The sequence below is a fragment of the Streptomyces sp. NPDC097595 genome, assembly GCF_044761525.1.
GTDB lineage: Bacteria > Actinomycetota > Actinomycetes > Streptomycetales > Streptomycetaceae > Streptomyces > Streptomyces drozdowiczii_A.
Genome location: NZ_JBIWCN010000021.1, coordinates 98,102 through 116,267, shown reverse-complemented (window position 1 = coordinate 116,267; position 18,166 = coordinate 98,102). Strand labels below are relative to the sequence as shown.

General features: G+C 72.3%; 18 protein-coding genes and 1 tRNA gene. 9 read left to right on the top strand and 10 right to left on the bottom strand.

Features of this window, described 5'->3' with window-relative positions; translation table 11 throughout:
- Positions 1-2: 2 nt before the first annotated feature.
- Positions 3-662 carry a hypothetical protein gene (locus ACIQZN_RS28470; protein ID WP_403999646.1) on the bottom strand — a complete coding sequence of 220 codons (660 nt, stop codon included), beginning with the start codon at positions 660-662 and terminating at the stop codon, positions 3-5.
- 47 nt (positions 663-709) lie between these two features.
- On the opposite strand from ACIQZN_RS28470, the gene ACIQZN_RS28465 reads away from it, so the two are divergent.
- A complete protein-coding gene (locus ACIQZN_RS28465) occupies positions 710-898 on the top strand; it encodes a DUF5703 family protein (RefSeq protein WP_018103708.1) in 189 nt (62 codons plus the stop codon).
- 100 nt (positions 899-998) lie between these two features.
- Here the strand turns inward: ACIQZN_RS28465 and ACIQZN_RS28460 are convergent, their stop codons facing one another.
- From ACIQZN_RS28460 to ACIQZN_RS28450, 3 genes are all read right to left on the bottom strand, one after another.
- A complete protein-coding gene (locus ACIQZN_RS28460; RefSeq protein WP_403999642.1) occupies positions 999-1,763 on the bottom strand; it encodes a chaplin in 765 nt (254 codons plus the stop codon).
- 135 nt (positions 1,764-1,898) lie between these two features.
- Complete coding sequence (chpH, locus tag ACIQZN_RS28455) at positions 1,899-2,132, bottom strand: chaplin ChpH (protein ID WP_403999639.1); 234 nt, start codon at positions 2,130-2,132, stop codon at positions 1,899-1,901.
- 144 nt (positions 2,133-2,276) lie between these two features.
- Complete coding sequence (locus tag ACIQZN_RS28450; RefSeq protein ID WP_403999636.1) at positions 2,277-3,611, bottom strand: M20/M25/M40 family metallo-hydrolase; 1,335 nt, start codon at positions 3,609-3,611, stop codon at positions 2,277-2,279.
- A gap of 182 nt (positions 3,612-3,793) precedes the next feature.
- On the opposite strand from ACIQZN_RS28450, the gene ACIQZN_RS28445 reads away from it, so the two are divergent.
- From ACIQZN_RS28445 to ACIQZN_RS28425, 5 genes are all read left to right on the top strand, one after another.
- A tRNA-Leu gene (locus ACIQZN_RS28445) sits at positions 3,794-3,878 on the top strand.
- A gap of 181 nt (positions 3,879-4,059) precedes the next feature.
- Positions 4,060-6,948, top strand: coding sequence for a glycoside hydrolase family 2 TIM barrel-domain containing protein (locus ACIQZN_RS28440; RefSeq protein WP_403999633.1), 2,889 nt, complete (start codon positions 4,060-4,062; stop codon positions 6,946-6,948).
- 151 nt (positions 6,949-7,099) lie between these two features.
- Complete coding sequence (locus ACIQZN_RS28435; RefSeq protein WP_403999630.1) at positions 7,100-8,164, top strand: hypothetical protein; 1,065 nt, start codon at positions 7,100-7,102, stop codon at positions 8,162-8,164.
- A gap of 14 nt (positions 8,165-8,178) precedes the next feature.
- Positions 8,179-9,342 (top strand): hypothetical protein, encoded by a 1,164-nt coding sequence (locus ACIQZN_RS28430; RefSeq protein ID WP_403999627.1) that lies wholly within the window; start codon positions 8,179-8,181, stop codon positions 9,340-9,342.
- Positions 9,343-9,417: 75 nt separating this feature from the next.
- Positions 9,418-10,353 carry a pseudouridine synthase gene (locus tag ACIQZN_RS28425; RefSeq protein ID WP_403999624.1) on the top strand — a complete coding sequence of 312 codons (936 nt, stop codon included), beginning with the start codon at positions 9,418-9,420 and terminating at the stop codon, positions 10,351-10,353.
- Between the two features lie 5 nt (positions 10,354-10,358).
- Here ACIQZN_RS28425 and ACIQZN_RS28420 read toward each other — a convergent pair whose 3' ends face one another.
- The 3 genes from ACIQZN_RS28420 to ACIQZN_RS28410 form a co-directional block, all read right to left on the bottom strand.
- A complete protein-coding gene (locus ACIQZN_RS28420; RefSeq protein ID WP_403999621.1) occupies positions 10,359-10,988 on the bottom strand; it encodes an MBL fold metallo-hydrolase in 630 nt (209 codons plus the stop codon).
- Entirely contained in the window at positions 10,988-12,073 is a 1,086-nt protein-coding gene (locus tag ACIQZN_RS28415; RefSeq protein WP_403999618.1) for an S-(hydroxymethyl)mycothiol dehydrogenase, read from the bottom strand. Before ACIQZN_RS28415 ends, ACIQZN_RS28420 begins: the two co-directional genes overlap by 1 nt.
- Before the next feature lie 105 nt (positions 12,074-12,178).
- Entirely contained in the window at positions 12,179-12,880 is a 702-nt protein-coding gene (locus ACIQZN_RS28410; protein WP_403999615.1) for a FadR/GntR family transcriptional regulator, read from the bottom strand.
- A 142-nt stretch (positions 12,881-13,022) separates the two neighbouring features.
- Between ACIQZN_RS28410 and ACIQZN_RS28405 the strand changes: the two genes are divergently transcribed.
- Positions 13,023-13,532, top strand: coding sequence for a gluconokinase (locus ACIQZN_RS28405; protein ID WP_365686364.1), 510 nt, complete (start codon positions 13,023-13,025; stop codon positions 13,530-13,532).
- 11 nt (positions 13,533-13,543) lie between these two features.
- Positions 13,544-14,941: a GntP family permease gene (locus tag ACIQZN_RS28400; RefSeq protein WP_403999612.1), complete on the top strand. Its 1,398-nt coding sequence runs from the start codon at positions 13,544-13,546 to the stop codon at positions 14,939-14,941.
- Here ACIQZN_RS28400 and ACIQZN_RS28395 read toward each other — a convergent pair.
- Positions 14,927-15,544: a cytochrome b/b6 domain-containing protein gene (locus ACIQZN_RS28395; RefSeq protein WP_403999609.1), complete on the bottom strand. Its 618-nt coding sequence runs from the start codon at positions 15,542-15,544 to the stop codon at positions 14,927-14,929. The genes ACIQZN_RS28400 and ACIQZN_RS28395 overlap by 15 nt on opposite strands.
- Before the next feature lie 13 nt (positions 15,545-15,557).
- Entirely contained in the window at positions 15,558-16,310 is a 753-nt protein-coding gene (locus tag ACIQZN_RS28390) for a molybdopterin-dependent oxidoreductase (protein WP_403999606.1), read from the bottom strand.
- Between the two features lie 112 nt (positions 16,311-16,422).
- Here ACIQZN_RS28390 and ACIQZN_RS28385 point away from each other — a divergent pair, with 112 nt between their 5' ends.
- A complete protein-coding gene (locus ACIQZN_RS28385; RefSeq protein ID WP_403999603.1) occupies positions 16,423-16,863 on the top strand; it encodes an ASCH domain-containing protein in 441 nt (146 codons plus the stop codon).
- A 7-nt stretch (positions 16,864-16,870) separates the two neighbouring features.
- On the opposite strand, the gene ACIQZN_RS28380 is transcribed toward ACIQZN_RS28385, so the two are convergent.
- Complete coding sequence (locus tag ACIQZN_RS28380; RefSeq protein ID WP_403999600.1) at positions 16,871-18,112, bottom strand: aromatic acid exporter family protein; 1,242 nt, start codon at positions 18,110-18,112, stop codon at positions 16,871-16,873.
- Between the last annotated feature and the right edge of the window lie 54 nt (positions 18,113-18,166).

Sequence of the window (18,166 nt, the reverse complement as noted above, 5' to 3'; positions counted from 1 at the left end):
GGTCAGCCGGCGGGGTGCCCCGGTCCCTCCGTGTCGTCATCGAGGTCGTCGTCGTCGAAGACCGCGCTGACGTCGAAGCGGCAGACCACCAGCTCAGGGTCGGCGTCGTCGAACGGGGCGGCCAGCCACTCCCCCGGATCGGGGAGTTCGTCCGCCGCGGCGACCCAGAGCGTGGAGTCGCCCTCCTCCAGGCCGAACTCCGTGTGCCGGGAGGCGATCTCGTCGGCCTCGTACTCCCCGAAGAGCACCCCGAGCGCCGCGTGCACGCTGTTGCCGACGAGCGCCGCCCCGGCGTCCTCCCGCTCGTCCGGGTCGGCGTCGGCGAGGCGCTGGGCCTGGGCCAGCAGCCGCTGGGGCTCCACCACCGCGTAGTCGCGGCGGATCAGCACGCTGAGGGCGTGCGGCTCGTCGGGTCCGTTGTAGGGCGGCAGGGCGTCCTGCTCCCCCGGGATCTCGAACGGGGTGACCTCGTCGTGGCGGTCGTAGAGGAGTTCGTCGTAGACCTCGGCGGCGGCGGCCAGTGCGTTGAACGCGTCGTAGACAGCGGGATCATCGTCCCCCGACCGGCGTTCGACCGCCGCGAGGTGGTGGTCGATCGCGGCTTTGACCGCATCGGCGGCGGCGCGTACCTCGGCAGCGGTGGGCTGCGCAGCATCAGACATGAGGCAGACGCTATCCGTACCGGGGCCTTGCCCGCACAATGGATTCGATGCCGGAATACGAATTTGTCGATGTGTACGTGCCACGCGGGGTGTCCCGGAAGGACACGGCCCGCCTGTTGACCGACCATGCCGAGTACGGGCACTGGGAACTGGACCGTCTGACGCTGCGCCGGGACGGCAGCCGCCGCGTGCGGCTGCGCCGCCGGATCATCCGTCAGCTACGGGCCACGTGGTGAGCCGGAAGGACCGGCCGCAGAACGTCCGAGCACACGAAACGGGCCCCGCGATCGCGGGGCCCGTTTCCTGCTCTGCGTGCTCGCCGGTGCAGCGCTGCCGTCAGGCGGCGGCCTTCGCGCGGCGGTAGAGCACCGTGCCCGCGCCGGCCAGCAGCAGGCCCGCGCTGGCCGGAATGAGCAGGTCGAGCCCGCCCGCGCCGGTGTGGGCGAGCTGCGGCGCCTCCGGCACGGTCTGCGGCTCCGGCGTGTTCGGAGTGGGCTTCTCGGGCGTCGGCGGCGTGACGTGGCGGACCGGAGGAGGCTCCGGAACGTCGACCGGCGGCGTGCTCTCGTTCTCGCACGTGTTGCCGATCGCCGGGTTCAGCAGGCCGACGACGTCGATGCTGTTGCCGCAGACGTTGACCGGAATGTCGATGGGCGCCTGGATCTGGTTGCCCGAGAGCAGACCGGGCGATCCCTGGGTGGTCCCCTGGGCGGTGGCCCCGCCGCCGTTGCCGCCGCCGGCCCGGTGCTTTCCGGTGCCCGGCTTCATCCCCCGCGTCCGGTCGTCGGACGACCGGTTGCCGGCGTGGTTGCCGGAGGTGCCCGAGGCGGCGCCGGAGCGGCCGGCGGACGCGCCGTCCGAACCGTTTCCGCAGGCGTTTCCGACGGCCGGGTTGAGCAGTCCGACGACGCTCACGGAGTTTCCGCAGACGTTCACCGGCACGCTGACCGGGATCTGCACCGAATTCCCTGAAACCACCCCCGGGGAATTCGAAGCGCCGCCGACCGCTCCCGCGTCGGCGTGCGCGTAGCCGCCGCCGAGGGCGAGAACGCCACCCGCGGCCGCCATGGTGATCAGGCCGTTTCGCGTGACCTGTCGCATAGGTGTTTCCTGCCTTCTACCTTCCGGAGTACCCCCGGACTACCGTGCGGAGGCAAAGGACCCGACGGCCCCGGAGCGCGTGGAGTGCGGTCCGGGGCCGAGCGGGCTCAAACCCTTACGGGTTGAAGCGCAACGTCAGTCGTTGACGCAGACGTTGCCGAAGGCCGGGTTCAGCAGCCCGATCACGTTGATCGTGTTGCCGCACACGTTCACGGGAACGTGGACCGGAACCTGGATGACGTTGCCCGAGAGCACGCCGGGGCTGCCGATGGCGGCACCCTGGGCACCCGAGTCGGCGACGGCCATGCCCGCGCCGGCGAGCACCAGGCTACCGGTGACAGCCGCGGCGGCGGCGATCTTCTTGATCATGATTCCTCCTAGTTGGCAAAGCGCGGTCCCAGCCGCGGACCGCACCTCCTGTAACGAGGAGGAAGTAAGGGGGCTACGAGCTGAACGCCCCATTCACTCGTTCCGGTGAGAGGCGTACACCCTGGCGATTTACGCCCTCGCGGGTCAGCTGTGGTCGATGAAACGGTCCAGGACCCGGGCGCCGAACTTCAGCCCCTCGACCGGAACGCGCTCGTCCACGCCGTGGAACATGCCCGCGAAGTCGAGCTCCGGCGGGAGCTTCAGCGGGGCGAAGCCGAAGCAGCGGATGCCCAGGTCGTCGAAGGACTTGGCGTCCGTGCCGCCGGAGAGCATGTACGGGACGGCGCGGGCGATCGGGTCCTCGGCCTTCAGGGCGGTCTGCATGGCGTCCACGAGGGCGCCGTCGAAGTCGGTCTCCAGCGCCTTGTCGCCGTGCACGTCCTCGCGCCGGACGCGCGGGCCGAGGATGCGGTCGAGGTCGGCCAGGAACTCCTCCTCGTAACCGGGCAGAAACCGTCCGTCGACGTGGGCGGTGGCCTGTCCGGGGATCACGTTGACCTTGTAGCCGGCGCCGAGCATGGTGGGGGCGGCGGAGTTGCGCAGGGTGGCGCCGACCATCTTGGCGATGCCGCCCAGCTTGGCGAGGGTGGCCTCCATGTCCTCCGGGTCCAGCGGGGTGCCGAGCGCGTCCGACAGCTCGTCCAGGAAGGACCGCACGGTCTTGGTCACCCGGACCGGCCAGGTGTGCCGGCCGAGCCGGCCGACCGCCTCGCACAGCTCGGTGATCGCGTTGTCGTCGTTGGTCATGGAGCCGTGTCCGGCCGTGCCGTCCACGGTCAGGCGCATCCAGTGCATGCCCTTCTGCGCCGTCTCCACGAGGTACAGCCGCAGGTTCTCGTTGACGGTGAACGAGAACCCGCCGACCTCGCCGATCGCCTCGTTGACGCCCTCGAACAGGTCGGGGTGCTTGTCCACGAGGTAGCGGGCGCCGTACGTGCCCCCCGCCTCCTCGTCCGCGAGGAAGGCGAGCACGATGTCGCGCGGGGGCTTGCGGCCGCTGCGCATGCGCTCGCGCACCACCGCCAGCGTCATCGCGTCCATGTCCTTCATGTCGACCGCGCCCCGGCCCCAGACGCAGCCGTCCGCGATCTCGCCGGAGAACGGGTGGTGCGTCCAGTCGTGCGCGTTGGCCGGGACGACGTCGGTGTGGCCGTGGATCAGCAGGGCCGGGCGGGACGGGTCCTCGCCCTCGATCCGCGCCACGGTCGACGCACGGCCCTTGTGGGACTCGAAGATCTTCGGTTCGAGCCCGACCTCGGCCAGCTTCTCGGCCACGTATTCGGCGGCCGCCCGCTCGCCGGGCCCGGAGTGGTCGCCGTAATTGCTGGTGTCGATCCGGATCAGGTCACGACAGAGGTCCACCACCTCGTTCTCGGCGGTCTCGCCCGAGCCGCTCCGGGCCGCATTGCTCTCGCTCACGCTGGTTCCTTCCCTCTCGCCGTGGTGCTCCCCCTCATCCTCCCGCGCGCCGCCCGCACACCCAAGGCCCCCCGCGCCTCGTCATGCGCCCTTCACACGGGACCGGGCGTGATCGAGCACCCTCCAATGTTTGCTATGGTTTTCCACGTCGGAACGGGCGAGGCCCGCGAGACAGACACCTTGTCCGGGTGGCGGAATGGCAGACGCGCTAGCTTGAGGTGCTAGTGCCCTTTATCGGGCGTGGGGGTTCAAGTCCCCCCTCGGACACCCATCACAAGCCCCACGATTCCTCGGGAATCGTGGGGCTTGTGCCGTTGTGCGGCCCGCCCCGGTGCGGCGGGCGAGCGGTTCGGCCTCGATGAACCGGTCCTCTCCCCGACCGCCCATGGTGAACCGGTTCTTCGCTCATTAGCGTGATCGCGGAGGGTCCCGTCGACCGAGGAGACGCATGCGCCGCACCGACACCGACTCGCTCACCTGGTACGAGAGTCCGTCCCCCGGCACCGGTTGTCTGCCGCCGCGTTCCTGGTACGCGGAGTCCGACGCCCGGCGACTGTCGCTTAACGGCCGCTGGGCCTTCCGGCTCTCGCCGCGCGCGGACGGCGAGGACACCTCGTTCGTACGGCCGGATTTCGACGCCTCGGGCTGGGCGGCGGTCGCCGTGCCGGGGCACTGGGTGCTTCAGGGGGCGGGCGGGGCACCCGCGTACACGAATGTCGTCTATCCGTTCCCGGTCGATCCGCCGAGGGTGCCGTCGGAGAATCCGACCGGCGACCATCTGCGGGTCTTCGAGCTGCCCGGCGACTGGCCGGACGGCGGCGGGAGCGTGCTGCGGTTCGACGGGGTGGAGTCGGCCGCCCGGGTGTGGCTGAACGGGGTGGAGCTGGGCGATTTCAAGGGTTCGCGGCTGCCGCACGAGTTCGCCGTGGGCGAGCTGCTGCGGCCGGGTGCCAACGTTCTCGCGGTACGGGTGCACGCCTGGTCGTCCGGCAGCTATCTGGAGGACCAGGACCAGTGGTGGCTGCCCGGGATCTTCCGGGACGTGACGCTGCTGCACCGCCCGGCGGGGGCGCCCGGCGACTTCTTCGTGCACGCCGGTTACGACCACCGCACCGGCTCGGGGACTCTGCGGGTGGAGTGCGAGGGTGCGGAGGGGCGGGTCCTGGTGCCCGGGCTCGGCCTGGACATCGCGGCGGGCGAGACGGTGACGCTGCCGGTCGAGCCGTGGACCGCCGAGACGCCCCGGCTGTACGACGGGGAGCTGGTGACGCCCGGCGAGCGCGTCCCGCTGCGCATCGGCTTCCGTACGGTCGCCGTGGAGGACGGCGTCCTGAGGGTCAACGGCCGGCGGCTGCTGTTCCGGGGCGTGAACCGGCACGAGTTCCACCCGGAGACGGGCCGGACGGTCGACGCGGAGACCATGCGGCGCGATCTGGTCCTGATGAAGCGGCACAACGTCAACGCCGTCCGCACCAGCCACTATCCGCCGCACCCCGCCTTCCTGGACCTCTGCGACGAGCTGGGCCTCTGGGTGATCGACGAATGCGACCTGGAGACCCACGGCTTCGCGGAGGTGGACTGGCGGAACAACCCGGTGGACGACCCGCGCTGGACGCCCGCGCTGCTGGACCGGGCGGCCCGGATGGTCGAGCGGGACAAGAACCACCCCTCGGTGATCGTCTGGTCACTGGGCAACGAGTGCGGCACGGGCGCCGGCCTGGGAGCGATGGCCCGGTGGACGCGGGAGCGCGACCCAAACCGCCCGCTGCACTACGAGGGCGACCCGTCGTGCGCGGACGTCGACCTGTACTCGCGGATGTACGCGTCGCACGCCGAGGTGGAGCTCATCGGACGCCGCGCCGAGGAGCCGCTGGAGGACCCGGAGCTGGACGCCCGGCGGCGCGCGATGCCGTTCGTGCTCTGCGAGTACGGGCACGCCATGGGCAACGGACCGGGCGGACTGAGCGAGTACCAGCGGCTGTTCGAGCGGTACGAGCGCTGCCAGGGCGGTTTCGTCTGGGAGTGGATCGACCACGGCCTCGCCCACCCGGAGCTGGGCTTCGCGTACGGCGGCGACTTCGGCGAAGAGCTGCACGACGGGAACTTCGTGTGCGACGGGCTGCTCTTCCCGGACCGCACCCCGTCCCCCGGCCTCGCCGAGTACAAGAAGGTCGTCGAGCCGGTGCGCATCGCCCCGGGCACCGCGCCCGGCACGTTCACCGTCACCAACGGCTACGACTTCACCGGCCTGGACCACCTGGAGTTCCGCTGGTCGCACGAGGCGGACGGCGTCCTCGTCGCCTCGGGCACCCTCGCCGTGCCCCCGCTCGCCCCCGGCGCCTCGGCCGAGGTGGCTCTCGACGCCCCGCCCGGCGACGGGCTGTGGACGCTGCGGGCGGTCCTCGCCGGGGCGACAGCCTGGGCCGGGCGCGGCCACCTGGTCGCCTGGGGCCAGAGCGAGACGGGCACCCCGGCCGCCCCTCCCCCAGCCACCGGAGCGCGCCCGCGCCTCTCCGGCTCCACGGTCACGCTCGGCCCCGGCACCTTCGACGCGGCTACCGGGGCGCTCCTGCGCATCGGGGACCTCCCGGTGGAGGGGCTGCGTCTCGACGTGTGGCGGGCGCCCACCGACAACGACAACGGGGCCGCGTGGCAGCCGGACGAGCGGTACGGGCTGCTGTGGCGGGAGTGGGGGCTGCACCGGATGCGCCATCGCCTGGACGCCGTGGAGGCGGGCGCGGACGCGCTGACCGTGCGCACCCGGGTGGCGCCGGCCGCCCGCGACGTGGGGCTGCGGACCGTGTACCGGTGGACGGCCGACGGGGACCGGCTCGGGCTGACGGTGTCGGTGGCGCCGGAGGGCGACTGGCGGGTGCCGCTGCCCCGGCTCGGTGTGCGGTTCGCGCTGCCCGCCGCGTACGACGCGGTGCGGTGGTTCGGCGGCGGTCCCGGCGAGGCGTATCCGGACACCCGCGCGGCCGCGATGCTCGGGCAGTGGTCCAGGGGCGTGGACGAGTTGCAGACCCCGTACGTCCGGCCGCAGGAGAACGGGGCGCGGGCCGGGGTGCGGTGGGTGGAGCTGACCGACGCGGGCGGGGGCGGGCTGCGCACGGAGGGCGGGGCGCCGTTCTCGTTCACGGCGCGGCGGTGGACGGGCGAGGAGCTGGACGCGGCGGAGCACCTGACGGATCTGGTGGCCGGGGACCGGGTCCATGTGGGCCTGGACCATGCGGTGCAGGGCATCGGCTCGGGGTCGTGCGGGCCGGGCGTGCTGCCCGGGTACCGGCTGGACGCGGCGCCCGCGGAGTTCACCTTCGTGTTCTCGGCGCGGGGCTGAGGTCTCCGGGGCGGGCCCGGTGCCGTACGGAATCGGCAACCGGGTCCGTTCTGTGCCGAGTTGGCCGCGCGACCCCCTTCCGCAGGGTGACCGGTGACGTCGTAGCATCGGCACTTTGCGCGATCTTTACTGCTTCGCAAGGGGGAATGTGATGGGCGTCGGCAGGCGACGGGCCTCGGTCATCGCCGGGGTGGTGGCCGGGGCGGTGCTGGCGACGGGCACCGTCCTGTGGGCCACGGACAGCGGGCCGTTCCGGGGCAGTTACTGCTGGGGGGCGTGGGAGCAGAACAGCGGCCCGTCGTTCCTCGGTGACGAGGCGCTGGGGAAGTCCGGCTCCGAGCGCGGCGCCACCCAGTCCGCCGCGCCCTCGGCGGCCCGCCCGCACGGCACCTGCACGGTGTCCGTCACCTCATCGGTCGAGGACGACGACTCGGACGAGCCGCTGACCTTCGAGGAGTCGGTGACCCTGGAGTACGGGCCGGTGCCCGCCGGGGCGAAGGAGCGGCGGGCCTGGCTGGCGCACTTCTTCCACGGCTCCGCATCCCCGCTGCCGGACGGGCTCGACGGCCTGGTCGGAGGGGACCGGGGCATGCTGGTGCTGCCCTCGTCCTGCGACCGGGACGGCACGCCGTCCGTGGTGACGATCCGCAGCGAGAGCACGGGCGACGGCCATCTCGGCAAGATCCCCATGCCGTTCACGATCGCCACGCGCCCCGATGTGGTCCGGATGCTGCTCGCCGCCGCCAACACCGGCATGGAGAAGGCGGGATGCGCGCCGTCGCAGCCGCTGCGCAGCAGCTCCCCGCTGGTGACGGTGGCCGAGGACGAGGAGCCGGCGGCGTCGCCGCTGTGCCGGATACCGGGCATGACCTTCGATTACGGCGAGGGCTCGCGCTACCAGCAGCAGGTGGGCGCGGTCACCGACCGGCTCCAGACGTGCTCGGTGGTGTGGAAGCAGCTGCGGATGCCCGTGGAGCCGTCCGCGCAGTACGTGATGGCCAACGGAGCCCGTCTGACGGCCCTGTTCAAGGGCCTGCCGGAGGGCACGGAGCAGGGGTTGGTGCGCCGCAGCTGCGACGGGCGGCGGACGGTGTTCTACGGGCATGTGGAGGCGGGTCTCCAGGACCGGGGACGCCCCTCCGACCAGCGGGTCTTCGAACGGTTCGTGGAGTCCGTGGGGCAGCGCATCGGATGCGGAAGCGGTGAGGACGCGTGAGCGAGGAGAACGCCGTGACGGACACGGAGACCCCGGCCGCCCCGGAGGCCCCTGAGGCCCCTGAGGCCCCCGAGGCACCCCGACCCCCGCTCGTCCGCCGTCTGCTGCGCAGCCGTACCGTGCGGGCCGCGACCGCCGCCGCGCTGGCCGGGGTCCTGCTGGGCGCGGGCACGGTCGCCTGGCGCACGGACACGCTGCCGCTGCTCGGGCCCTCCCCCTGCTGGGACTCGCTGGGTTCCGGTTCCATGGACGCCCTGTTCGGCGACCGCCGGACGGAGGTGGAGGAGCAGTCGCTGCTCAACGACCCGATGGGCGACACCGGTTCGTACGGCCAGTGCCGCATCACGAGCTACGAGGGCGACCGGGCCCGCCGCCAGGTGACAGTGAACGTGCGCCGGCTGGACGGGCTCCGGGGCACCGACGCGCAGGACTGGCCGAGCGAGTTCCTGTCCTCGGGGATGGTGCCGCTCGGCGAGGGCCTGCCCGGCATGACCTCGTCGTCGCGCGCCTGGATCGCGCTGCCGCAGGCGTGCACCGGGCGCGACGACTTCACCGGGCCCACAGTGGTGGACATCGGCATGGGCCGGGCGGACTTCGAGGTGTCCTCCGAATACACCCTGCGCGACCGGGCGGCCCTGACCGGGGCGCTGATCGACGCGGTCAACGGCGTCATCGAGGACTTCGGCTGCTCCGGCACGTACCGCGAACCGCGCGATCTGCACCCACCCGTCGAGTGGGACACCACCCGGACCTCCGGCTTCTGCGGGACCAAGGGCCTCACCCTCCCGGCGGCGTACCGGAAGGACCTGCGGGAGACCCGCGTCAGCGGCGAGGGCGGCCCGGCCCGGATCTGCACGGCGGGGTACGGCTCCGACGAGACGTCCGTGCGACTGACGACGGTGACCGACCCGGTGCTGGCCGAGATCTACTCGTCGGACGCGCTGCACTCGGGCGCCCCCGTCAAGGGGACCCGGGGCTACGGCAAGGTGGGCGGGAACCGGGCGGTGTACCGGGCGGTCTGCCAGACGGGCCAGGTGGTGTTCGTACTGGAGCAACTACGCCCGGCAGGCCCGGCCAACCGCTTCACGTTCACCCGCGACCTGCTCCCGGCATACGTGGCGACGGAGGCCGAACGCATCGGCTGCGCCCCGCAGAAGCTGACGGTTCCCGAGTCCTGAGGCCCCCCGGCTCCGTGAAAGGATGCCCGGCACCATGAGAACGATTAGCTTTCCGGTGCCGGGCAGGGCCCCCCGGTGAGGGGCCGCGCGAAGCCGCCGCCGTCGCCGCTTTCCCAGCGTGACGGTGTCGACCCCGTCCGGGTCCGGCTCCCCGCCGACCCGGACGGGCGGTGGGCGACGGTCGAGGATCATCTCCTCGACCGGTTCGCCGGGGCCATCGGTGCGGACCGGGTGGTGGCGCTCCTCGCGGGCGGGCGGTTCGTGTTCGCGGAGGGGCCGGTCCTCGGCGATGAGCCGTACACGGCGGGGCGCTACCTCTGGTTCCACCGGGACTTCGCGCCGGAGGTGCCCGTGCCGTTCCCGGTGGGGGTGGTGTACCGCGACGCGCATCTGGTCGTCGCGGACAAGCCGCACTTCCTGGCGACGATGCCGCGTGGTCGGCACATCACGGAGACGGCGGTGGCCCGGCTCCGCCGCGAGCTGGGCCTGCCCGAGCTCCAGCCCGCGCACCGGCTGGACCGGCTCACGGCGGGGCTGGTCCTGTTCGTGGTGCGGCCCGGGGAGCGCGGGGCGTACCAGACGCTGTTCCGGGACCGGCTGGTGCGCAAGGAGTACGAGGCGGTGGCACCGTACGATCCGGGGCTCGCCCTGCCTCGTACGGTGCGCAGCCGCATCGTGAAGGAGCGCGGGGTGCTCGCGGCGCGCGAGGAGGCCGGCGAGCCGAACAGCGAGAGCCGGGTCGAGCTGCTGGAGCACCGGGGCGGGCTCGGCCGTTACCGGCTGCTGCCCGCCACCGGGCGCACGCACCAGCTGCGGGTGCACATGAACAGTCTGGGCCTGCCGCTGGTCAACGATCCGGTCTATCCGGTGACCCAACCGGACGGCGAGCCGGGTGACTTCTCGCGCCCGTTGCAACTCCTCGCCCGGGTGCTGGAGTTCACCGATCCGGTCACGGGAGAGCCGCGCCGCTTCGAGAGCGGGCTGCGGCTCTCCGCGTGGCCGGGTCAGTAGGACCCTCAGTGGCCCCGGGCGATCCACTCGTCCAGGTGCGGGGCCTCCGCGCCGATGGTGGTGGAGTCGCCGTGGCCGGTGCGCACCTCGGTCGCCGGGTCCAGGGTGAGCAGGCGGTCCCTGATGGAGTCCACGATCACCGGGAACGACGAGAAGGACCGGCCGGTGGCGCCGGGGCCGCCCTGGAAGAGCGTGTCCCCGGTGAAGACCGTGGCCAGCTCGGGGGCGTACAGGCAGACCGCGCCCGGCGCGTGGCCCGGGGTGTGCAGGACGGTCAGCGTGGTGCCGGCCACCGTGATCTCCTGGCCGTCGGTCAGTTCGCCGTCGGGGGCCCGGTCCGGGTGGGTCTGCTTCCACAGCGGCAGGTCGTCCGGGTGGAGCAGGATCGGCGCGCCGGTGGCGTCGGCGAGGGCCGGGGCGGCGTCGATGTGGTCGTTGTGCGCGTGGGTGCAGATGATGGCGCGCAGCGTGCGGCCGCCGAGGGCGTCCTCGATGGCGGAGGCATCGTGGGCGGCGTCGATGACGACGGCCTCGGAGTCGTCGCCGACGATCCAGACGTTGTTGTCGACGTCCCACTCGCCGCCGTCGAGCGCGAAGGTGCCGGAGGTGACGAGGTGGTCGATGCGGGCGGCCATCAGAACACCACCACCGAGCGCAGCACATCGCCGTCGTGCATCCGGCCGAACGCCTGCTCGATGTCGCCGAGGCCGATGGTCTCGGTGACGAACGCGGCGAGGTCGAGGCGGCCCTGCTGGTGGAGATCGATCAGCATCGGGAAGTCGCGGGACGGCAGGCAGTCCCCGTACCAGGAGGACTTGAGCGAGCCGCCGCGGCCGAAGACGTCGAGCAGCGGGAGTTCGAGCTGCATCTCGGGGGTCGGGACGCCGACGAGGACGACGGTGCCGGCGAGGTCGCGGGCGTAGAACGCCTGCTTGTACGTCTCCGGGCGGCCGACGGCCTCGATGACGACGTCGGCGCCGTTGCCGCCGGTCAGCTCGCGGATGGCCTCGACGGGGTCGGTGGAGCGGGAGTTGACGGTGTGCGTGGCCCCCATCGACTTCGCCGTCTCCAGCTTGCGGTCGTCGATGTCGACGGCGATGATCTTCGCCGCTCCGGCCAGTCGCGCGCCCGCGACGGCCGCGTCGCCGACGCCGCCGCAGCCGATGACGGCGACCGAGTCGCCGCGGCCGACCTGACCGGTGTTGATGGCGGCGCCGATGCCCGCCATGACACCGCAGCCGAGGAGGCCGGCGACCTCGGGGGCGACCTCCGGGTCGACCTTGGTGCACTGGCCGGAGGCGACGAGGGTCTTCTCGGCGAAGGCGCCGACGCCCAGGGCGGGCGAGAGCTCGGTGCCGTCGAGCAGGGTCATCTTCTGCTTGGCGTTGTGCGTGTCGAAGCAGTACCAGGGGCGGCCGCGCAGACAGGCGCGGCACTGCCCGCACACGGCACGCCAGTTGAGGATCACGAAGTCGCCCGGGGCGACGTCGGTGACGCCCTCGCCGACGGACTCCACGACGCCCGCGGCCTCGTGGCCGAGGAGGAAGGGGAACTCGTCGTTGATCCCGCCCTGCTTGTAGTGCAGGTCGGTGTGGCAGACGCCGCACGCCTGGACCTTGACCACGGCCTCACCGGGCCCGGGGTCCGGAATGACGATCGTCTCGACGCGCACCGGCTCGTTCTTGCCCGGTGCGATGACCCCTTGTACGTGCTGCGGCATTCCCGTGGACTCCCTTTTCCCGACTCTTCAGTGAGACCGGTGCTCCCGGTTCGTGGCCGGGATCGATCACGGGCAACGGTACGCCGCGCGGGGCGGCGGGCGCCCTCAGGGCGCGAGGACGTCCAGCTCGTGCAGGGCGCCGACGGCGATCTCCTTCGTCAGGCGCTCCGCCTCGGCCGCGTCCCCGGCGCGTACGGCCTCGGCCAGGCGTACGTGCAGGGTGACCGCCGCCGGGTCGGGGTCCTCGAACATCACCTGGTGGTGCGTGCGGCCCGCCAGGACCTCGGCGACCACGTCGCCCAGGCGCGCGAACATCTCGTTGCCGGAGGCGTTGAGGACGATGCGGTGGAAGGCGATGTCGTGTTCGAGGTAGCCCTCCAGCTGCTGGCCGCGCGAGGTGGCGACCATGCCGAGGGCGCGCTCGGTCAGCTCGGCGCACTGCTCCGGGGTGGCGTGGCGGGCGGCGAGCGAGGCGGCGACCGGCTCGATCGCGGAGCGCAGCACGGTGAGGGAGCGCAGCTGGCGGGGGCGGTCGGCGCCGGCCAGCCGCCACCGGATGACCTGGGGGTCGTACACGTTCCACGCCTCGGTGGGCCGTACGGTCACGCCGACGCGGCGGCGGGACTCGACCAGGTGCATGGACTCCAGGACCCGGACCACCTCGCGGACCACCGTGCGCGAGACGTCGAAGCGCTGGGCCAGCTCGTCCGTGCGCAGCACCTGGCCCGGCGGGTGCTCCCCGGCGGCGATCTCCAGGCCCAGGGTGTCCAGGACATGCGTGTGGAGCCCCTGGGCAGGTGTGGTCATGGCCCCAGGGTACGGGGCGACCCCCGGGGCCATTAAGTACGACGTTTATGTCACACCCTCTTGAATAAGTCGTACGTATAGGTTTCAGTGGCGCGACGGACCGATGTCGAGGAAGACATCGCAGAGACAGCGAGGCACCGCTATGAGCACCCCCCACGTCGTCGTGGTGATGGGCGTGGCAGGGACCGGCAAGACCACGATCGGCCCCCTGCTCGCCGACGCACTGGGCGTTCCGTACGCCGAGGGCGACGACTTCCATCCCCCCGCGAACATCGCCAAGATGTCGGCCGGCACCCCGCTGGACGACGCGGACCGGTGGCCCTGGCTCGACGCGATCGGGCAGTGGGCGCACGGCCGGGCGGGGCTCGGCGGGGTCGTCAGCAGCTCCGCGCTCAAGCGCGCCTACCGGGACCGGCTGCGCGCCGAGGCCCCGGGCGCGGTCTTCCTCCACCTCACCGGTGACCGGTCCCTGATCGAGGAGCGGATGGCGGGCCGCAAGGGCCACTTCATGCCGACCGCACTCCTCGACTCCCAGTTCGCCACCCTCCAGCCCCTGGAGGACGACGAGGCCGGCGTCGCCGTGGACGTCTCCGGCACCCCCGAAGAAATCACCCAGCGAGCCGTCGCCGCGTTGCGCCGGCTCGACAGCTAAGGACCACCACCGTGACCAGTCTCAGCGTCGAGACGCTGGCAGCGGACGCCGTCGAACCGATCACCTCGGCCGGCAACGCGCAGTTGGGCATCGCCGTCCTGGCGGGCATCGCCGTCATCGTCCTGCTCATCACCAAGTTCAAGATGCACGCGTTCCTCGCGCTCACCATCGGCTCGCTGGCGCTCGGCTCCTTCGCCGGTGCCGCGCCGGCGAAGACGATAGCGAGCTTCACCGCGGGCCTCGGCTCCACCGTCGCGGGCGTCGGCGTCCTGATCGCGCTCGGCGCGATCCTGGGCAAGCTGCTCGCGGACTCCGGCGGCGCCGACCAGATCGTGGACACGATCCTGGCGCGGACGAGCACGCGGGCCATGCCGTGGGCGATGGTCCTCATCGCCTCGATCATCGGCCTGCCGCTGTTCTTCGAGGTCGGGATCGTCCTGCTCATCCCGGTCGTGCTGCTCGTCGCCAAGCGCGGCAACTACTCCCTGATGCGCATCGGCATCCCGGCCCTGGCCGGCCTGTCCGTGATGCACGGCCTCATCCCGCCGCACCCCGGCCCGCTCGTCGCGATCGACGCGCTGGACGCCAACCTCGGCGTCACGCTGGCCCTCGGCGTGGTCGTCGCCATCCCGACGGTGATCCTGGCCGGACCGGTCTTCTCGCGTTACGCCGCCCGCTGGGTGGACATCAAGGCGCCGGAGAAGATGATCCCGCAGCGCCCCTCCGAGGACCTGGAGCGCCGCCCCGGCTTCGGCGCCACCCTCGCCACGATCCTGCTGCCCGTCGTGCTGATGCTGATCAAGGCGCTCGTGGACATCGTGGTGGACGACCCGGAGCAGGGGCTCCAGAAGGTCACCGATGTGATCGGCTCGCCGCTGATCGCCCTGCTCGCGGCCGTGATCGTCGGCATGTTCACGCTGGGCCGGGCGGCCGGCTTCACCAAGGCGCGGCTCTCGACCACCGTGGAGAAGTCGCTCGCCCCGATCGCCGGTGTGCTGCTCATCGTGGGCGCGGGCGGCGGCTTCAAGCAGACGCTGATCGACGCGGGCGTGGGCCAGATGATCCTGGACTTCTCCGAGGACTGGTCGATCCCCGCGCTGCTGCTCGGCTGGCTGATCGCCGTCGCGATCCGGCTCGCGACCGGCTCGGCGACCGTGGCGACGATCTCGGCGGCCGGCCTGGTCGCCCCGCTCGCGGCCGACATGTCGACCTCGCACGCGGCCCTGCTGGTCCTCGCCGTCGGCGCGGGCTCGCTCTTCTTCAGCCATGTCAACGACGCCGGCTTCTGGCTGGTGAAGGAGTACTTCGGCATGGACGTGGGCCAGACGGTGAAGACCTGGTCGGTGATGGAGACCATCATCTCCGTGGTCTCGCTGATCTTCATCCTGCTGCTGTCACTCGTCCTCTAGCCGGCCGTCCGCCCGCTCGCCGGGTGCCCACAGCGGGTGCTCGCGGCGGGCCCACTCCCGGCTCACCGACCCGGAGCGCATGCCGCGGCGTGCCTCCGGGTCGGCGTACGCCTTGGCGATGTGGCCGGCCAGCACCAGCCCGGCCGCGAGGGCCAGCCAGTCGTGGACGAAGGTCGCGGCGGTGCGCCAGACCAGCGGGGCGAAGCCGGTGAACCACATCAGCAGCCCGGTGCCGGCCATGACGAGCACCGCCCCGGCGATCCACGCCGCGTACAGCTTCTGCCCGGCGTTGAACTTCCCGGCCGGCCGCGCACCGGGCCGCCGGTCCCGCCGCAGGGCCGCCCGCAGCCACGTGCGGTCGTGCGGCCCGAAGCGGTTCAGCCGCCGCAGGTCCGCCCGCAGCGGCCGCGCCGCGAGGCCCGCGAGCAGCGGTACGGGGATGAGCAGCCCGGACCACTCGTGCACGGTCACCACGAGGTGGCGGCGGCCGACGAGTTCGGCGAGCTGCGGCACGTACAGGCAGGCGGCCGAGGCCACGCACAGCAGCGTCAGCGCGGCCGTGGCCCGGTGCACCAGGCGTACCGGGCGGGCGAACCGGTGCACGCGGCCCGCGGGTTCAGACCGTGGGGGCGTCGTCGCGGCCGTTGGACCGGCCGACCCAGGCGTCGACGTCATAACCGAGCTTCTCCCAGTAGCCGGGGCGCACGGAGTCCGTGACGGTGATCCCGGAGAGCCATTTCGCGGACTTGTAGAAGTACATCGGGGCCACGTACAGCCGCACCGGCCCGCCGTGGGCGTGGGACACGGGCTTGTCGTCCATCCGCAGCGCCACGAGCACATCGTCCCGGCGGGCCTGGTCGAGCGTCAGGCTCTCGCTGTAGGTCCCGTCGAAGCAGGTGAAGCGGACGGCCTTCGCCCCCGGCCGCACCCCGGCCGCGTCCAGCAGGGCGGAGAGCCGCACGCCCTCGAAGGCGGTGTCCGGCACCCGCCAGCCGGTGACGCACTGGACGTCCCGGACCGTACGGGTCTGGCGCATCCCGCGCAGCGCGTCCAGCGTGTATGTGGCCGGGCGGTCGACGAGCCCGTCCACCTTCAGCCGGTAGTCGGCGGCACCCCTGGTGGGTACGGAGGAGGCGACGGAGTAGTAGCGGAAGCCGCCGCCGTTGGGCAGCAGCCCGGTGAGCCCGGTGGGGTCCTTGCCGGCGACCGCGCCCAGGCCCGATTCCAGGGTCCGTTGCAGCACGGGCGCGGCGACGAGTCCGGCGGCGCCGAGGCCCAGCATGGCCAGGACCACGCGGCGGCCGACCGGGGCGCCGACACCGTCCGGGCCGGCATCGGGTGGGCCGTCGTCGGGTGGGGAGCTGTTCACCCCCCGATTCGAGCACTCTGGGCGCCCGTGCGCCAGGGGCGGCGGCGGGGCGTCACCGTCCCGTCAGATTTTGCCGCGCGCCAGGATGGCGCCCGATGCCAGACTGGCGCCCATGCCGAACCGTGAAGCGCTCAAGCCCTTCCTGCTCGCCTTCCCGGGGCCGCTGCGCGACCAGCTGGTCGCCGCGGTCCTGGACGGGCGGAAGGTGTCGACGTCCGGACTGCTCGTGGAGTACGAGATCGAGCAGGAGGAGCTGCCGCCGGTCGGTGAGCGGTCCGCCCTCATCGACTCGGACGGTCGGGAGATCGCCGTACTCGAAGTCACCGAGGTCCGGGTGCTGCCGCTGGCGGACGTGGATCTCCAGCACGCGCTGGACGAGGGCGAGGGCTATGCGTCGGTCGCCGAGTGGCGGGCGGGCCACGAGCGGTTCTGGCACAGCGAGGAGATGCGGGACGCGCTCGGCGACCCGGAGTTCACGGTGGACGACGGGACGATGATCGTCGCCGAGCGGTTCCGGGTGGTCGAGCGCATCGATCCGGACGTGGACGGCTGAGCGGACCCTAAGCCTCCGTCCGCTTCTCCCGGTCCGCGCCCTTCACCAGGCCGAGGCGGCGGCGGAACGCGAGCAGCCGGGGGTGGCGTTCGTGCAGCACGGCCGAGCGGCGGTCGAGCTCCTGGCCCAGGCGCTCGGCGCGCTTCTCGATGTCGAGCTCGTCCAGGATGCGGTCCACCTCGGCGAGCAGCGCCCCGTGCAGCTGCCACTTCCTGGGGTGCTCCTGGACGGCGGCCAGCAGCATGTCCGCCACCAGGTCGCGGGTCCTGCGGCTGGCGTCGAGCGCTTCGGTGAGCCGGTCCTCGGCCTCCTCGGCGCTGGCGGCGACCGGGGTCGTGATGAGCACCGAGAAGCTCTCGATGGCCCCCGCCATCTGCTCGAACAGCTCCGTCATATGGGCGGCGACCTCGGCCGGGAACTGGGGTGCGTCGCCGCGGTCCTTGGCGAGGTCGGTCAGCGTCCTGGACAGCACCCGGACGACGACGGCGCAGATCTCCAGCGTGTCCAGACCGGTCCGCAGCACCACGCGGTGCAGCAGCCCCTGCCGCACCCGAGGGTTGTACATGAGGCTTTCCTCGGCCTGCCGCAGGGAGGCGTCCACCTCCACGATGTCGTGGTCGAGCCGGCGGGCCCGGTGGAGCCGTTCGGCCGCCTCCGGGACGGTGACCGGGCGGGCGAGGTCGCTGCCCAGTTCGCGGAACATCTGCCCCATCTCGCGGGCCAGCCCGTCGATGGAGGCGCCCGCGGTCTCCACCCAGACGGGCGGGGCGAACAGCAGGTTGAACAGCAGACCCACACCGGCGCCGATCAGCGTCTCGTACACCCGCTCCCAGGCCATGCTGGAGCGCGCGGCCTGCGAGGTGACGCCGAGGACGAGCATGGCGCTGATCGCCACCTCGGGGACGAACTCGTCGACCCGGACCAGTCTGCCGATGATCAGGGCCGTGAAGATGGTCAGCCCCAGGCTCCACCAGGAAATGCCGACCAGGGCGCTGAAGCCGCTCGCGATGAGCACGCCGACGATGACGGCCACCACACGCTTCACCGACATGTTGACGGTGGCGTAGAGGGTGACCTGGACGACGAGCAGCGCGGTCAGCGGTGCGGTCAGCGGTGCGGGCTCGGTCAGGGTCGCGGTCGCCACGGCATAGGCGATGACCGCGGCGCCCGTGGAGCGCAGGGTCTGCGCCGCCACGGGCTCCGTGGTGCGCCGGACGAGGTTGATGACGGGTTCGGCTACTCCTGGCATCTTCTTCCCATGCCCGGATAGCGGCCTCTCCCCACGGTTCCACCCCCGGAACCC

Bases quoted from the DNA above. Each gene is read 5' to 3' on its own strand.
- ACIQZN_RS28470 (WP_403999646.1), bottom strand. From the start codon at position 662: ATGTCTGATGCTGCGCAGCCCACCGCTGCCGAGGTACGCGCCGCCGCC.
- ACIQZN_RS28465 (WP_018103708.1), top strand. From the start codon at position 710: ATGCCGGAATACGAATTTGTCGATGTGTACGTGCCACGCGGGGTGTCC.
- ACIQZN_RS28460 (WP_403999642.1), bottom strand. From the start codon at position 1,763: ATGCGACAGGTCACGCGAAACGGCCTGATCACCATGGCGGCCGCGGGT.
- chpH (WP_403999639.1), bottom strand. From the start codon at position 2,132: ATGATCAAGAAGATCGCCGCCGCCGCGGCTGTCACCGGTAGCCTGGTG.
- ACIQZN_RS28440 (WP_403999633.1), top strand. From the start codon at position 4,060: ATGCGCCGCACCGACACCGACTCGCTCACCTGGTACGAGAGTCCGTCC.
- ACIQZN_RS28435 (WP_403999630.1), top strand. From the start codon at position 7,100: ATGGGCGTCGGCAGGCGACGGGCCTCGGTCATCGCCGGGGTGGTGGCC.
- ACIQZN_RS28420 (WP_403999621.1), bottom strand. From the start codon at position 10,988: ATGGCCGCCCGCATCGACCACCTCGTCACCTCCGGCACCTTCGCGCTC.
- ACIQZN_RS28415 (WP_403999618.1), bottom strand. From the start codon at position 12,073: ATGCCGCAGCACGTACAAGGGGTCATCGCACCGGGCAAGAACGAGCCG.
- ACIQZN_RS28410 (WP_403999615.1), bottom strand. From the start codon at position 12,880: ATGACCACACCTGCCCAGGGGCTCCACACGCATGTCCTGGACACCCTG.
- ACIQZN_RS28405 (WP_365686364.1), top strand. From the start codon at position 13,023: ATGAGCACCCCCCACGTCGTCGTGGTGATGGGCGTGGCAGGGACCGGC.
- ACIQZN_RS28385 (WP_403999603.1), top strand. From the start codon at position 16,423: ATGCCGAACCGTGAAGCGCTCAAGCCCTTCCTGCTCGCCTTCCCGGGG.
- ACIQZN_RS28380 (WP_403999600.1), bottom strand. From the start codon at position 18,112: ATGCCAGGAGTAGCCGAACCCGTCATCAACCTCGTCCGGCGCACCACG.